The organism is Streptosporangium sp. G11 (assembly GCF_051192615.1).
GTDB lineage: Bacteria > Actinomycetota > Actinomycetes > Streptosporangiales > Streptosporangiaceae > Streptosporangium.
In genome coordinates this window covers 15505-30721 of the sequence record NZ_JBPJUQ010000052.1, presented here as the reverse complement: position 1 = coordinate 30721, position 15217 = coordinate 15505, and the positions used below count along the sequence as shown (strand labels likewise).

Sequence of the window (15217 nt, the reverse complement as noted above, 5' to 3'; positions counted from 1 at the left end):
GACGTTCCTACCCGAACCGGGGTAACAGCGGCGTTAACCAATCCGTTCACCGCCGCGCAACCCGCGTCCGGCCACGCTGGCGACCATGATCAGAACCCTCTGCGCCGCCGTCCTGGTGACGGCCTGCTCCGTGTCCGTGACCGCCCCGGCATTCGCGTCGGGTCCAGCGCCCCGGGCGAAGCCGTCGTCGGCGCCGGCCGCCGCCCCTGACGGGGACTGCGCGCCCATCACGGCGCCACCGCCGGAATCGGCGCCGCCGACCTCGGTGAACACGCTCCGGCAGGCGTACTTCTGCGTGCTGGACAACTACTACGGCGGCCCGGCCATGGACTCGAAGGAGCCGCTGAAGAACGCCCTCTCCGCCTACACCCGGGACCTGGTGCGGCGCGGCGCCGACCGGGCCGACCTCCGGCTGCCCGCCCTGACCGGCGACCGCGACAGCGACTGGGCCGCCTTCGCGAGGGTCCTGGGCACCGGCGACCCCGCCGCGCTGCGCGCCGCCATCACCGGCATGGTCGCCGGGCTGCACGACAACCACGCCCGCTGGGTCAGGCCAGCCCCGCCGTCGGAGGGCAGGCCGACGGGAACGGGCATCGTGGGCGCGTCCGCCATGCAGGGCCCGCAACTCGACCCGGCGGCCCGGCCGCCGCTGTTCATCACCCGCGTCCTGCCCGGCAGCCCCGCCGCCAAGGCCGACATCAGACCCGGCGACATCGTGGTCAAGGTCAACGGCGTACCGCCGTTCGTCGGGGACAAGGTGAACCAGGGCTTCGTCGACGCCCTCGCCGTCGACCCGATACGGATCACGCTCAAGCGCCCCACGACCGGACGGATCCGCACCGTCGAGCTCAAGGAGGGCCCCATCACACGGCAACCTCCGGCGGTGACGTCGAGGACGCTCCCTGGCGGCGTCGCGTACGTCCAGCTGCCCGGGTTCCACGAAGGCGCCGCCGACCAGGTCATCGCCAAGCTGGGGGGCAAGCCGAAGGCGGTGGTCCTCGATTTGCGCGGCAACGGCGGCGGATCGCCTCGCGAGGTGAGGCGGCTACTCGGCGCGTTCGCGCACGGCAAGGTCACCAGCTACTTCTGCCCGCTCAAGGGCGACTGCGTGCCCAACAGGACCGACGACAGCGTCCCGCTGCTCGGCCTGCGCCTGGTCGTCCTCACCGACCGCGGGTGCGCCTCGGCCTGCGACGACTTCAGCGCGGCCGTCAAGGGCAACGACCTGGGCACCCTCGTCGGGACCCGCACCGCCGGAGCCGTCTCCGGTCCCGCCACCGGATATCTGCTCGACGACGGCAGCGTCCTGCTCCTGCCCAAGGTCCGGCACCTGGGCCCCGACCGCGAGATCATCGACACGGTCGGGGTGCCGGTCGACCACTACGCCCCCATGACCGCCCTCGACCTGGCCACCGGACGCGACCCGGGCGTGGCCAAGGCGCTCTCGATCCTTTGACACGCTCCCCGGCCCGAAGGCCGGAGCATCGCGAACGATCCCGGTAGCTCCCGCGGTCCCCGGGTGGGCGCCCGTGCCCGCCCGGGGCGCCGTCAACGGCCTACCGCGGAACGGGCCGGTAAACGATCTTCTTGGTGGACCGGCCGGGGAAGACCACGACCAGATGCTCCTCGAAATCGGCCGCCTCCCGGGCGTAGACCCGCAGCCGGTAGCGTCCGGCGCCCTTCACCGCCAGGTTGGGCAGGCGTGCCCCGGCGCCCTCGTCGCCACCATCGGAGTACCGGGGCACCCCGAGATGGCCGCTGCGGCTGACGATGCCGACCTCGGCCACCTGGTCCCAGCCCCTGAGCCTCGGCGGCGGAGCCGAGCCGAACGCCTTCACGGTCAGGCACATCGGCTCGTTCTCGCCGTAGGTCATCACGGCCGCCGAGCTGCCGACGGCACCGACGAACCCGTCGTCCACGGCCACCTCGAAGGCGCCGTCCTCGGAGTCGTCGTCGAAGTCGTAGACGTGGTAACCGCCGCCCTCGGACAGGAGGTACGCGGCCGTCCCCTGCCGCCTGGCCCGCAGCCCCGGCCACGGGTCGGCGCAGCGGGCGTTCGTCTCGGCGACGTATTGCGGGACGGCCGGACGCGCCTCGGCCCCGGAACGCGACGGGCCGGGCTCCCGCGCGGCGATCGCCCCGGAACATCCGGGACACTCCTCCGCCCAGCCGCCGTAGGCGAGGCGGGGTGTCTGCTCGGGCTGGATCACCACGAACAGCGGCAGGAGCACGGCCGTCGCCAGGACCGCCCTGGGCGGAGCGGGCGGCCTGCCGCCCCGGGAGGCGACCGGCGTGCGGGATTCGGCGAGCTCGTGGGCGGAGCGGGCGAGCCACACCGTGTTGAAGACGTTGAACTCCCCCACCAACTGGCCCAGGACCAGAGGGGTGAGCAGAGGGAGGAGGTGGGCGGCTATGCCGATCAGCGGGGTCGCCAGCGACAGCAGCAGGGCGATACGGCCGATCGTGACCGTGGCGGCGCTCCAGCGGCCGTCCTCCCGCTGGCCGATGAGGATCATCACCTGCCAGGCCAGAGCGGCCACGCCGAGGAACAGCAGCATCCGGGGCATGAGCACCCCGGAGATCTCCTCCAGCGCGCTCACCACCATGGCCACCAGGCTGAGCCCGGCGAAGATCAGGGCGACCGCCCGGAACCGCCCCGAAGCGCCGGTGAGGATCAGGACGAACAGCACCTGTATCGGGCCCCACACGACCAGGCCGATGATCTCGCCGAGGACGCCGGGAATCGACCCGATCGGCAACCAGAGGATCAGCAGGCCGGCGACGGCCAGGTAGAGCAGGCACCGCAGCCAGATCACCCGCCGGTCGGCCAGCCTGCCCTCGCGCGAAACGACGGTGAAGACCTGCCAGAGCATCCAGGCTTTCAGCACGAGGAGCGGGATGAGCCCCGGGGCGCCTCCGGAGGAGCCGTCGTCGGGGAAGTCCTGGAACGATTCGTCCTGCGGAGACCATACGACGGCCAGCCAGAAGGCCTCGATGTCGTCGGTGACGACACCGACCACTGCGGCGACGGCCGCGGACACCAGATAGAGCCCAACCACAAGTGACCCTAAATGGCGCCGAAACATACCAATCTCCTTCTTGCGACAAGAAGCAAGATCTTAGAGGTTGATCGTCCGGCTCTCCCCCTCGATCCTGGCGTGGATCGAGGAGATCATGGCTCCGTTCCCGCCGGTCATGCCCCCCATCACCTTCGGCGCCTCGACGACCGCCGTTCTCTCCTCCGTGTCGCCGAAGTCGAACCACGCGAACTCGCGGAAGCCGAGCGCCGGGTCCGGGGACGTGCGCGTGCACGATCGCCGGTCGGCTGACGGCCCGGTCGGGGAACGATGTCCACGATGGATTGTCACCCGCGCGATCGCGGACACCGTCACGCGGCCGCGGCCTTTAGAACCTGTCCTGGACGACGCGCCGCTCGACCAGTCCCAGTACGGCGTCGGCGGCCTTGCCGAGCAGGGCCAGCAGCAGGATGGACAGCAGGAGGATGTCGGTGCGGCCGGTGTTCTGGCTGTCGATCAGCAGGAAACCGAGGCCCATCGAGGAGGCGATGAGCTCGGCGGCGACCAGGAACAGCCGCCCCTGGGCCAGCCCCAGCCGGAGGCCGGCGAACACCGCGGGCGCGGCGGAGGGAAGCCGGATCCGGACGAGCAGTCTCACCCCGCGCAGGCCGTAGGCCCGTCCCGCCTCCACCAGGTGTGGATCGACGTGCGTCAGGGCCGTGAACACCGTGGTTTGAACTCCTCCCCGGCCTGAAAGGCCGGAGATTCTCCCGTCGCGTAGCGGTTAAGCGGCGCGCGGAGGTTGACGCTTCGCAGACCGGGCAGCCCCGAGGTCTCCACGTCCTGACACCACAGTTCCTGCGGCGTTGCGAATGTTGATCGCGGCGTTGGTGTCGGCGTGGCCGGTCCACCCGCACGCGGGGTTGGCACACGAGAACCGGGTGCCGTCACGGGAGGCCGTGTCGCGGTGCCCGCACCGGTGGCAGGTCTGCGACATGCCCGGGGCGGGGACCTTCACCACCAGCCCGCCGCGATCACGGGTTTTGTACTCCAGCAGGATGAGCGTGCGGCCCCATGCCTCGCCGGTGATGGCACGGTTCAGCCCTGCCTTTTGCGTCACATTCCGGCCGGGTTGTTCGATCGTGCCCCTGGCAGAGCGGACCATGTTCGTAATTTTCAGATCCTCCACCACGACCACGCTGAAGGTGTCGGCGAGTTCGCCGGTGGTCTGGTGCTGCCAGTCGACGGCTCGGCGCTTGGCTGTCGCGCGGAGCCTGGCTATCTGGTCGTAGGTGCGGATCAGTCGATGAGAGGTCCGCTGTCCGGGGGTGTGGGCAGCGCGCTGGCGGGCGGATTTCTTCTCCAGGCGGCGCAGGTGTTCACGCTCACCGCCGGTAAGCCAGGGGCCGTGTTCACGCACGGTCTCGTCCGACAACGCCAAGGCGACGGTGATCCCCCGGTCGATCCCCACGGCTGGACCGGGATGGGTGTCCATAACCGCAGCGGCCATGGTCTGGGTCCGGAACACGATCTGCCAGCCGAAGGCGTCCTTGACCAGCCGGGCTCCGGTGATCCGCCCGGCCGGGCCGCCCTTGGTGACGCCGGGCAGGTCCTTGGTCCACCGAAACCGCACCCGCCCGACCTTGGGCAGGTTGATCGCACCCCAGCGCCGGTTGACCCGCTTGATCTGCAGGTCGCGGGCCTGGGGCACATCGACGGCTGGGCGGGATCGGAACCGTGTCTTGAACGTCGGGCGTTTGGCGGGGTGATCAGGGTTGAAGAAGTTCGCCCACGCCTGCCGGTAGGTCTTCAACACCGCCTGAGCCGCCTGGGCGGGCAGTTGGCCCATCCAGTCGATCTCATGACGAGCCGCCCGGATCGCCTCGTCGCACTCCTTCAACGTCGCGAACCGGCCTTGGCGGAAGGTGAAGTACTCGTGCAGCAGGTTCCACAGCGCGCGGGCGGTGTGCGCCTGGCCGTCCAGCACCGCCACCTGGGCCGCGTTCAACTCCAGGAGGGCCACATGCGCCCGCGTCTGCTTCACCCTCCCCACACCTTGATCGTATCATTTGGTTTATGTCACCGAGATGGAAACCAAACCCAGATGTGCGCACCGGACGGCACGTCGTCTACCACCTCCACGCTCATTTGGTTTTCGTCACCAAGTACCGGCGGGGGGCTTTCACCGACCCGATGCTGGTCCGATGCGAACAGATCATGCGGGAGGTCTGCGCCGACTTCGAGGTCGAGCTTCGCGAGTTCAACGGCGAGGACGGCCACGTCCACCTGCTGGTCCACTATCCGCCCAAGGTCGCCTTGTCCAAGCTGGTCAACTCGCTGAAGGGGGTTTCGGCTCGGATGCTGCGCAAGGAGTTCGGCACCCATGTTCGCAAGTACCTGTGGGGTGACCATTTCTGGTCCGGCTCCTACTTCGCCGGGTCGGTTGGTGGGGCCCCGCTGACCGTGGTCAAGCAGTACATCGAGCAGCAAAACCGGCCGGTCTGATCGGGGTGGACGCCGGTTCGCCTGGCGGCGAATCGACTGTTCTTGCCCCGCTACGCGGGACAGTCCCTCCCCCCCCCGGCCTGAAGGCCGGAGCACTACGGACGAAACCGGTAGACGGGAAAGAACGCGCCGATCACCACCAGGACGATCTTCAGTCCCTCGCCGATGCCCAGGCCAGGGAGGGAACGGCTCGTCGAGCAGCACCCCCGGCTCGCGGGCCAGCGCCAAGGAGGAAAAGTAGGTATAATTGTCGACCTTTTCCACTGACGGATGATCTCGAGACCCGCCGGCAATCCAGAGGGGTCCGCGAGGCCGTGCGCGCCCGACGCGACAACCTCAGACGACCTCGCCACTCCCGGACGGCGCGACACGCGGCGCGCGACGCGACGTACGGGCGACGCGCGTTCGCGAGCGGCGATCCGGCCACCCGGCCGTCTGTCATGAAGTCGCACGTCACCAAAGCAGATATTGCCTACCTTTTATGCAGGAATTAGGGTGATCCTAACGTAACGTGCAGAACGGACACCAGTATGAGTATCGACAGCACAACGTCCCAGGCCCCTGGCCCGCCGGGGGCGCATGTGATCGCCGATGACGCCGAGGCGGTCGCCACGGCCCGCGCGCTGGCGGCCGAGTTCGCGCCCGGCGCCGCCCAGCGGGACGCCGAGCGGCTGCTGCCCGTCGGAGAACTGGACCGGCTCTCCGCGAGCGGGCTGCTCGCGATCACCGTGCCGCGCGAGCACGGCGGCGCGGACGTGAGCGCGGAGACCCTCTCCGACGTGGTGCGCCTGCTGGCCGCCGCCGACCCGAACATCGCGCAGATCCCGCAGAGCCACTTCGTCTACGTCAACGTGCTCCGCCGCCAGGGCACCCCCGAGCAGCGGAAGTTCTTCTTCGGCGAGGTGCTCGCCGGCGCCAGGCTCGGCAACGCGCAGTCCGAGGCCGGGACCAGGCACGTGCAGGACTACCGCACGCGGCTGGTGCCCGACGGCGAGGACGGCTTCCTGCTGCGAGGGGTCAAGCACTACAGCACCGGCGCGCTGTTCGCGCACTGGATCCCGGTGCTGGCCAGGCGCGAGGACGAGACGCTGCACGTGGCGTACGTGCCCAGGGACGCCGACGGGCTGACGGTGATCGACGACTGGGCCGGGATGGGCCAGCGGACCACGGCCAGCGGCACCGTGCGCCTCGACGACGTGCGCGTGCCCGCCAACCGCGTGGTGCCGCACCACCTGACGTTCACCGGGCCGCAGCTCCACGGCGCGGTGGCCCAGTTGCTGCACGCCGCGATCGACGTGGGCATCGCGGGCGGGGCACTGGCGGAGGCGCTGGAGTTCGTCCGCACCAAGGCGAGGCCCTGGTTCGAGAGCGGGCTGGACAGCGCCGCGGAGGACCCGCTGATCATCCAGCGGGCGGGCGAGCTGGCGATCAAGGTGCGTGCCGCGGAGGCGCTCCTCGCCGCGGCCGGCCGGGAGGTGGACGCCGCGGCGGCGGACCTGACGGAGGAGTCGGCCGCCGCCGCCTCCATCGCGGTGGCCACCGTGAAGGCGTACGTCGACCCGGTCGCGGTCGAGCTGGGCAGCGCGGTCTTCGAGCTGGGCGGCACCCGCGCCAGCCTGGGCGGGCTCAACCTCCACCGCCACTGGCGCAACGCCAGGACGCACACGCTGCACGACCCGGCCCGCTGGAAGGTCCAGCACATCGGCCGCTACGTGCTCAACGGACGGCTTCCACCCCGCCACGGCCTGCTCTAGCGCGTCTCGCCGGCAAGGCGGCGAGACGGCACAGCGGTACGGCGGCGACCGACCACGACTACGGAAGTGCGATGACAAACCTGACGTTCCACTGGTTCCTCCCCACCTACGGCGACAGCCGCGACATCGTCGGCGGCGGCCACGGCCTGCCCGCGGGCGCGGCCGGCGGCGCTCGCCCGGCCACGCTCGCCTACCTGCGGCAGATCGTGCACGCCGCCGAGCAGCTCGGCTTCGTCGGCGCGCTGACGCCGACCGGCGCGTGGTGCGAGGACGCCTGGCTGACCACGGCCATGCTCACCGAGACCACCGAACGGCTGAAGTTCCTGGTCGCGTTCCGGCCGGGGCTGGTCACGCCGACCCTGGCCGCGCAGATGGGCGCCACCTTCCAGCGGCACTCCGGCGGGCGCCTGCTGCTCAACGTCGTCACCGGCGGCGAGAGCCACGAGCAGCGCGCGTACGGCGACTTCCTGGACAAGGACGCCAGGTACGCGCGGACCGACGAGTTCCTGCACATCGTGCGGGCGCTGTGGCGCGGCGAGAGCGTCGACTTCGCCGGGGAGCACCTGAGGGTCGAGGACGCGAGGCTGAACCGGGTGCCCGACCCGGTGCCGGACATCTACTTCGGCGGATCCTCCCCGGCCGCGGGCCGGGTCGCGGCCCGGCACGTGGACGCCTACCTCACCTGGGGCGAGCCGCCCGCCGCGGTCGCCGAGAAGGTCGCCTGGGTGAACGGCCTGGCCGCGGCCGAGGGCCGCACGCTGCGGCAGGGCATCCGGCTGCACGTGATCAGCAGGGACACCGGCGACCAGGCGTGGGCACAGGCCCGCAGGCTGCTCGACGGCATCGACCCGGCCACGATCGAGAAGGTGCAGGCGGGCCTGGCCCGCAGCGAGTCCGAGGGCCAGAAGCGGATGCTCGCCCTGCACGGCGGCAGCCGCGACGGGCTGGAGATCTCCCCCAACCTGTGGGCCGGCGTCGGGCTGGTACGCGGCGGCGCGGGCACCGCGCTGGTCGGCAGCCACACCGAGGTGGCCGACCGTATCGAGGAGTACGCCCGCCTGGGCATCACCGAGTTCATCATGTCCGGCCACCCGCACGTGGAGGAGGCGTACTGGTTCGGCGAGGGAGTACTGCCGATCCTGCGCGAGCGCGGCCTGTGGGAACACCCCGCGGCGGCGCCCGGAGCGCCGGGCGCGCACGAGCCTGCCTCGATCCCGTTCGCGTCCACCGGGGGGAGTTGAGCGACGGCCGGGATCAGCCGGGGTCGGCGCCGTACAGCGTGGCGAGGCCGGCGACGGTGGCGGCCATCCGCTCGCGCAGCTCGGGCGGCTCCAGCACCTCGATGTCGGCGCCCAGGCGCAGCAGCTGCCAGTGGGCGTGCTTGCTGGACTCGGTCGGCAGGCGCAGCACGACCCAGCCGTGCTCGTCGGGCGGGCCGGCCTCGGCGAGCGCGGCCTCGGCGATCTCGGCGCCCACCGTGTAGCGCAGCATTCCCTCGGTGCCTGGCGCCATCCGCACCACGGCCTCGCCGGTGTGCATCCGCTCGCGGAAGTCGGCGGTGTAGGCCCGCCAGAAGACGGACAGGTCGAAGTCGGCGGGGCGCTCGAAGTGCCCCTCCGCGAGCTCGGCGCTCACGATCCGCGACACCCGGTAGGTGCGCGGCCCTCCCTCACCGGCGGACGCCACCATGTACCACGCCCCGCCCTTGAGGACCAGGCCGTACGGGTGGGCTAGGCGCTCGACGTCGCGGGGGCCCCAGCGGCGGTAGGTCATGCGCAGCGGGCGCTGCTCCCACACCGCTTCGGCGACCTCCCCCAGGAAGGGGGCCGCGTCGGTGTCGCGATACCAGCCGGGGACGTCCAGATGGAAGCGCTCGCGCATCCGCGCGGCGTGGAAACGCGGCTCGGGGGGAAGCGCGGCGAGCATCTTGAGCTCGGCGTTGGCCGCGACCTCGGCCAGCCCCAGGTCGGCGGCGGGACCGGGCAGCCCGGCCAGGAACAGGGAGGAGGCCTCCTCCGCGGTCAGGCCGTTGAGGCGGGTGCGGTAGCCGTCCAGCAGGCGGTATCCGCCGACGGGGCCGCGGTCGGCGTAGACCGGCACCCCGGCCGACGACAGCGCCTCCACGTCGCGGTAGACCGTGCGGACGGAGACCTCCAGCTCCCCGGCCAGCTCGGTGGCCGTCATCCGCCCCCGGGTCTGCAGGAGCAGCAGGAGTGAGAGCAGCCGACTCGCGCGCATGACGGCCATTGTCACGCACGTTTGCCAACCTCACATAGTCCGTGTTCAAATGAACACGTGGAAAGCAACAATCGCATTCGCGCGATCATGTCGGCGCTGCGCGCCAGCGACGCCGTCTCGGTCGCGGAGCTGGCGGTCGAGCACGCGGTCTCGGAGATGACCATCCGCCGCGACCTCGACGAGCTCGCCCAGCAGGGCGTGGTCAGGCGGATCAGGGGCGGCGCGGTGAGCCTGCTGCTGCGCGGGGAGGAGCCGCCCTTCGGGGTGCGCGAGCGCGAGGCGGTGGAGGCCAAGCGGCGGATCGCCGCCGAGGTCGGGGCCCTGCTCGCCGACGGGGAGGCCGTGCTGCTCGACAGCGGCACCACCTCCCTGGAGATCGCGCGCGTGATCCACGACCGCCGCCTGACGGTCCTGCCGCTCTGCCTGCAGACGGCCACCGAGCTCAGCTCGGCCTCCCGGATCCGCCTGGTGCTCCCCGGGGGCGAGGTCCGCCCCGGCGAGCTGAGCTTCACCGGCCCGCTGACCGAGAGCGCCATCCGCTCCCTGCGCTTCGACACCGCGGTCATCGGCTGCTGCGGCCTGTCCGCGAAACACGGTCTCACCGCCCACGACCTGCTCGACGTCGCCGTCAAACAGGCGGCAATCGCCTCCGCCCGGCGCGTGATCGTGGCCACCGACTCCGGCAAGTTCAGCCGCACCGCGTTCGGCGCGGTCTGCGCGCTGGACCGCCTCGACATGGTCGTCACCGACACCGCGCTGCCCCCCGCCGAGCACGACGCCATGATCGCGGCAGGCGTCACCGTCCGCACCGTCTGAGCCAAAGTCGCCCAAGCCATACTGTTTGAGGCGCAAAGTCCGGTTCGTGCTGCCCTGCCGGGATGCCGGGATCCGTGCCGGGCGACATGCCGAAGGCACGCCGCCCGCCCGCTCTCCCCGATCCACAACCTCTGACTGGAGCCCTCCCCCATGCACGTCACCACCCTCGACCGGACCGCGCTGCTACGCGGCCGGGTGGCGGTCTACCTGCTCTTCCTGCTCGCGGGCATGGCCATCGGCACCTGGACGGCGCGCATCCCGTCGATCAAACAGGGGCTGGGGCTGAGCGACGGCGAGCTCAGTGTCGGGCTTCTCGGCATCGCCGCCGGGGCGATCGCCGGCATGCAGGTGGTCGGCCGCCTGGTCGACCGCTACGGCAGCGTCAAGGTGATGCTGCCCATGGCCTTCGCGCAGGGCCTGGTGCTGATCCTGCCCGCCCTCATGCCGAACCTGGTGAGCCTGGCCATCGCGCTGTTCGCCTTCGGCGCGGTGCACGGCACGCTGGACGTGGCGATGAACGCCAACGCCGTCGAGATCGAGCAGGCCACGGGCCGTCCGATCATGTCGTCCTTCCACGCCGTGTTCAGCATCGGCGGCTTCCTCGGCGCCGCCACGGGCGGGCTGCTCGCCCAGGCCGCCCTCAGCCCGGGGGCGACGTTCACCGCGGTCGCCATCGTGATCGTCGCGCTCGCGCTCTGGGGCGCTCGCTGGGCACTGCCCCTGACCGCGCAGGCCGCCCCCACCGGGGCGGGACCGGCGTCCGGCGGGGGCGGCGGGACGCTCCTGCTGGGCGTCCTGGCCTTCTGCTGCATGATCGGCGAAGGGGCCGCCGCCGACTGGAGCTCGGTCTACCTGAGCGAGAGCCTCAACAGTTCCGACGGATTCGCCGCGGCCGCCTACGCCGCCTTCTCGATCATGATGACGGCGGGCCGCCTCGCGGGCGACAGGCTGGCCACCCTGATGGGGCCGGTCAACCTGGTGCGCGCGTGCGGGGCGCTGGCAGCCTCCGGGCTCGGCCTGGGCCTGCTCGCCGACCACCAGGTCGCCGCGGTGATCGGTTTCGGCTGCTTCGGGGCCGGCCTGTCGTGCATCGTCCCGCAGGTCTTCTCCGCGGCCGGCAGGCGCGACCCGGCCCGGGCCGGGAAGGCGCTGGCCCGGGTGGCGAGCCTGGGCTACGTGGGTTTCCTCAGCGGCCCCGTGCTGATCGGTGGCGCCGCCGAGCTGATCGGCCTGCCCCGCGCGCTGGCCGTCCCCGCCCTGCTGGCCCTCTTCGTCGCGCTGGCCGCGAGGGCGCTCAGGACCCCTTCCTTTACAAAGTAGATTCAATACCGGGGATCATCTCCGGACGGCCCGCGGCGGATCGGCGTGGATCGCGGCATGGACGCGGATCACAGGAGTGACCGTGCCCGGGCCGCGACCCCGGCCATGCCCAGGCGCTCGGCCAGGCGCAGCGCGCGGCGGAGCAGGCGGGCGACCTCCTCCCCCACCTCCCCGGCCTCCCCGTCGGCCCCCGCCCTCCCGGAGCCCTCCCTGCCGGAAATCTCCCCGCCGGGGCCCGCCCCGCCGGAACTCCCGCCGCCGGAGCCTGCCCCCTCGGAGCCCTCCGCGGCCTTCCCTGAGGCGTCTCCCGCGGCGTCCGTGCCGACCCGCAGGCGCGACAGCGCCCTGGCACGGTCGAGGTGGAGGTGCGCGATCAGCGGTGAGGCGGCGTCGGCGAGCAGGAGCGCCTCACCGAAGCACCGCAGCGCCTCCTCGGCGTCCCCCTCCGCCAGCGCGAGCAGCCCGAGATAGCGGTCCGTCGGCCCCAGCAGGATCGTGGGCCACCCGGCGAGCGCGATCTGCCCCCGGTGGGCCGACAGGCGCTCCCGCACGAGGGCACCGCACCGCGACAGCTCGGGACCACCGTGGCCCGCCTCGACGAGAAGCGCGCACGACTCGGCCAGCAGGGCCAGCGTCGGGACCGACCACCCGTCCGGCGGCAGCGCGCCGAGATCGGAGGTCTCGCGGAAGAACGCCCTCAGCCGGTCCCTCGCGTCCTCGTGCCCGCCGATCTCGCAGAGCGCCAGGATGAGCGCCGCGCGCCAGATCGGGAAGTACTCGTACTCGACCACCTGCCTGGCGAGCCCGGAGCCGAAGAGCTCCCCCAGCCGTCCCTGCTCGCGCAGCAGCCAGTAGTGCTGCCCGATCAGCGTCTGCCGCAGGGTGTCCGCGGAGACCGTCTCGCCCTCGCTCTCCCCGTCGAGCCGCCGCCACGCGGCCAGGACGCGCTCCTCGGCGCGGCCGAACTCCCCGTGCCACACGTCCATCAGCGTGTCGAGGGTGTTCTGCAGCCAGGAGCCGAAGACCCGGTGGTTACGCGCGACGTGCCTGCGGTGACCGGCCACGGTGGCGGCGGCCTCTCTCAGGCGGCCCAGCCGGAGCTGGTCGATCGTGAGGGCGACCATGGCCTCGCTGCGAAAGTGCGCGGACGCCGCCTCGATGCTCGCCTCCCGGAGCCGCTCGGCGATGCCCAGCAGCTCCCCCGGCGGCGCGAAGTCGTACAGGCCCCACCTGCACTCGTTCAGCACCTCGCAGCGGATGAGCGGCCCGGCCCCGGACTCCTCCAGCTCGCGCAGCGTCGCGCGGGCCAGTTCCACCCCGGGCCGCAGGCCGGCGTACGTGGGGTCGAGGCTGTCGCTGACCGCCATCGTCAGCTTGTGGGCGAGGTGCGCCTGCAGTTGCAGGCGCAGCGGGACCGCCTCGTCGCCGGCGTCGTCGCGGAGCGCCTTCAGGCCGCCGCCCAGCACGTGCAGCAGCTGCCGGTCGACCTGCCCGGGGGCCGACCAGCGGCGTGCCAGCCTGATCGCCGCCACCGCCGCGAGCCTCGGCAGCCTCTCGCCGTCGCGCTGGGCCCGCAGGTACAGGCGCTCGGCCTCCTCCAGGTCGCCGGCGTCGTTGCGCGCGTCTCCCAGCGTGATCAGCAGGCTGACCCGGGTCTCGGTGTCGCACCGCAGCCCCAGCCCGGCCAGCGCCCACGCGATCGCCCCCTCGGTGGCGAAGCCGCGCTGCTGCGCCCGCGCGGCGCCGAGGCAGGCCGCGGCGACACGCTCCTGGGACAGCCCGCTCCCCGCGCCGCGGGCGTGTTCGGCGACGCGCACCGGCAGCGCCGGGTCGATCCAGCCGTCCCCGGTCGTCCGCGCCATCCGCTCGTCCAGGATCTCGAACGCCCGGCGGTGCAGTTCCATGGCCAGTGCCGGGTGGCGCTTCAGCTCCTGGAGCAGGCTCTCCCTGGCCGTGTCGTGGCCGAAGCGCAGCCCCTGGTGGTCCAGGATCGTCCCGGCCGTCACGGCCACCGCGCGCCTGCGGTTCGCCTCCTCGGCGTCCAGCTCCAGCATGCCCGCGACGAGGTCGGGGTCGATCTCCCGGCCCAGCGCGGTGACGGCCGCGGCGGCGAGCCAGCGGAACATCGGGCTGGAGGCGGTGTCGTGCCGCGGGAGGTCGCGGGGCAGCCCACCGGCCTCGGTGATCCGGCACAGCTCCAGCGGCAGCCCCCCGGTCTCGTCCACGGCCCTGCCGGTCTCCGCGCGTGTCGGTTCGCGTCCCCACGTGGCGCCCAGCCACTCCGCCACCTCCGCGACCCCCAGCCGGGACAGGGCCAGCACGTCCATCCGCCCCCGCCACCGCGACGGCTCGGAGCGGTCGGTGAGCACGAAGCCGACGGGAGCGTCCCCGATGGCCTCCCGCACGTTGTGCAGCAGCTCCTCGGCGTCGGAGCGGAGCAGGTGGGCGTCGTCGAAGGTGACCAGGAGACCGGCACCGGCGGTCAGGCGCAGCAGGGAGACCAGGAGGGCGACCAGCCGCCGCGGGTCGCGTTCGTGGCCGGGTCCGCCGAGCGAGACGAACAGGCCCGCCGACATCAGCCCCTCCAGCGTCTCGCGCTCCTCGGTGCCGAGCGGGACGGCCGGGCTCGACAGGTCGCGCCGCAGGTCCTCCCAGAGGGTCCCGACCAGCACCCGCCACGGCTGGAGGTCGCCGAGCTCCTGGCAGGTGACGGTCACCATGCGCACCCTCGGCGGCAGGAGCACGGCCAGCTCCTCCACCAGCCTGGTCTTGCCGACTCCGGAGACTCCGCAGACGGCCAGGGCCACCGGCTCCCCGCGTTCGAGCCGCCCGGCCAGGGCGGAGAGCAGCAGGACCTCGTCCCTGCGGCCGATCAGGGACCGCGGGCCCCCGTGACCGTAGGCACGCCCGTAGGCACGCCCGTAGGCGCGGGCGGCGGGGGGCAGCGAGGGCGGGCGGCCGAGGCCGTGCCCGCGCAGGGCCAGCAGGTCCTGTGCCCGGCCCACCGCGTCGTCCCCGGGGGAGATCGCGCCGCGCCGCTCGATCATCTCCCTCGCGGTGACCGCCCCCTCGTCGCGCAGCGCGATGAGGAAGCGCAGCAGCCACAGCGGCCCGCTGTCTCGCTGCCCGTCGGCGACGGCCTCGCCGGCGAGGAATTCCGCGTCGCCCAGGAGGTCGAGCCGGATGGCCACGCGGGCGACGAGCCTGATCAGCTCCCGGCGCTGCTCTCGCAGCCTGGCGTGGTAGCCCTCGCAGACCCTGGGCGGGATCCACGCGCCCGCCAGCGACGCGAAGGGGGCGCCGGACCACTCCCCGAGGGCCTCTCTCAGCGTCCGCAGGGACGCGGCGAGGTCGCCGCGTTCCAGCAGCGTGCGCCCGTCGCGCAGGTACGCCTCGAACCGCCGCGTGTCGACGGTGGCGGCGAGGCGGCCGGGCGCGTCCTCGACCAGCTCGTAGACGTGCGAGCGCCTGGCCCGCGGGATGTCCAGCCCACTGCCGCGCAGCAGCCCGCGCAACCGCGAGACGGGGGCGCCACCTCCACGTGCCTGCCCGCGGCGGGTTCCGACA

12 protein-coding genes are annotated in these 15217 nt (G+C 72.5%); 6 read left to right on the top strand and 6 right to left on the bottom strand.

What is annotated here, in order from left to right:
- Positions 1-85 precede the first annotated feature (85 nt).
- Positions 86-1456: a S41 family peptidase gene (locus ACSDR0_RS34895; RefSeq protein WP_435293195.1), complete on the top strand. Its 1371-nt coding sequence runs from the start codon at positions 86-88 to the stop codon at positions 1454-1456.
- Positions 1457-1556: 100 nt separating this feature from the next.
- Here ACSDR0_RS34895 and ACSDR0_RS34890 read toward each other — a convergent pair whose 3' ends face one another.
- The 4 genes from ACSDR0_RS34890 to ACSDR0_RS34875 are packed head-to-tail and all read right to left on the bottom strand — an operon-like array spanning position 1557 to position 5061.
- Complete coding sequence (locus ACSDR0_RS34890; protein ID WP_435293194.1) at positions 1557-3059, bottom strand: hypothetical protein; 1503 nt, start codon at positions 3057-3059, stop codon at positions 1557-1559.
- 60 nt (positions 3060-3119) lie between these two features.
- Complete coding sequence (locus ACSDR0_RS34885; RefSeq protein WP_435293193.1) at positions 3120-3368, bottom strand: hypothetical protein; 249 nt, start codon at positions 3366-3368, stop codon at positions 3120-3122.
- 37 nt (positions 3369-3405) lie between these two features.
- A complete protein-coding gene (locus ACSDR0_RS34880; RefSeq protein ID WP_435293192.1) occupies positions 3406-3744 on the bottom strand; it encodes an ABC transporter permease in 339 nt (112 codons plus the stop codon).
- Positions 3745-3801: 57 nt separating this feature from the next.
- The gene (locus tag ACSDR0_RS34875) at positions 3802-5061 is read right to left on the bottom strand and encodes an RNA-guided endonuclease InsQ/TnpB family protein (protein ID WP_435293191.1); all 1260 of its coding nucleotides are present in this window, start codon (positions 5059-5061) and stop codon (positions 3802-3804) included.
- A gap of 32 nt (positions 5062-5093) precedes the next feature.
- On the opposite strand from ACSDR0_RS34875, the gene tnpA reads away from it, so the two are divergent.
- The 3 genes from tnpA (at position 5094) to ACSDR0_RS34860 (ending at position 8517) form a co-directional block, all read left to right on the top strand.
- On the top strand, positions 5094-5522 hold the full coding sequence (gene tnpA / locus ACSDR0_RS34870; protein ID WP_435293190.1) for an IS200/IS605 family transposase: 429 nt from the start codon (positions 5094-5096) through the stop codon (positions 5520-5522).
- Between the two features lie 530 nt (positions 5523-6052).
- Complete coding sequence (locus ACSDR0_RS34865; protein ID WP_435293189.1) at positions 6053-7276, top strand: SfnB family sulfur acquisition oxidoreductase; 1224 nt, start codon at positions 6053-6055, stop codon at positions 7274-7276.
- Between the two features lie 71 nt (positions 7277-7347).
- Entirely contained in the window at positions 7348-8517 is a 1170-nt protein-coding gene (locus ACSDR0_RS34860) for an LLM class flavin-dependent oxidoreductase (protein WP_435293188.1), read from the top strand.
- A gap of 13 nt (positions 8518-8530) precedes the next feature.
- Here the strand turns inward: ACSDR0_RS34860 and ACSDR0_RS34855 are convergent, their stop codons facing one another.
- A complete protein-coding gene (locus ACSDR0_RS34855; protein WP_435293187.1) occupies positions 8531-9514 on the bottom strand; it encodes a helix-turn-helix transcriptional regulator in 984 nt (327 codons plus the stop codon).
- 57 nt (positions 9515-9571) lie between these two features.
- Here ACSDR0_RS34855 and ACSDR0_RS34850 point away from each other — a divergent pair, with 57 nt between their 5' ends.
- The gene (locus tag ACSDR0_RS34850) at positions 9572-10330 is read left to right on the top strand and encodes a DeoR/GlpR family DNA-binding transcription regulator (RefSeq protein ID WP_435293186.1); all 759 of its coding nucleotides are present in this window, start codon (positions 9572-9574) and stop codon (positions 10328-10330) included.
- A 150-nt stretch (positions 10331-10480) separates the two neighbouring features.
- A complete protein-coding gene (locus tag ACSDR0_RS34845) occupies positions 10481-11650 on the top strand; it encodes an MFS transporter (protein WP_435293185.1) in 1170 nt (389 codons plus the stop codon).
- Positions 11651-11718: 68 nt separating this feature from the next.
- Here ACSDR0_RS34845 and ACSDR0_RS34840 read toward each other — a convergent pair whose 3' ends face one another.
- The gene (locus ACSDR0_RS34840; RefSeq protein WP_435293184.1) at positions 11719-15165 is read right to left on the bottom strand and encodes an AAA family ATPase; all 3447 of its coding nucleotides are present in this window, start codon (positions 15163-15165) and stop codon (positions 11719-11721) included.
- Positions 15166-15217: the final 52 nt, after the last annotated feature.

What these genes read in the sequence shown, in the direction of transcription:
- ACSDR0_RS34855 (WP_435293187.1), bottom strand. Translation starts at nt 9,514, where the DNA reads ATGCGCGCGAGTCGGCTGCTCTCACTCCTGCTGCTCCTGCAGACCCGG.
- ACSDR0_RS34860 (WP_435293188.1), top strand. Translation starts at nt 7,348, where the DNA reads ATGACAAACCTGACGTTCCACTGGTTCCTCCCCACCTACGGCGACAGC.
- ACSDR0_RS34865 (WP_435293189.1), top strand. Translation starts at nt 6,053, where the DNA reads ATGAGTATCGACAGCACAACGTCCCAGGCCCCTGGCCCGCCGGGGGCG.
- ACSDR0_RS34895 (WP_435293195.1), top strand. Translation starts at nt 86, where the DNA reads ATGATCAGAACCCTCTGCGCCGCCGTCCTGGTGACGGCCTGCTCCGTG.
- ACSDR0_RS34845 (WP_435293185.1), top strand. Translation starts at nt 10,481, where the DNA reads ATGCACGTCACCACCCTCGACCGGACCGCGCTGCTACGCGGCCGGGTG.
- tnpA (WP_435293190.1), top strand. Translation starts at nt 5,094, where the DNA reads ATGTCACCGAGATGGAAACCAAACCCAGATGTGCGCACCGGACGGCAC.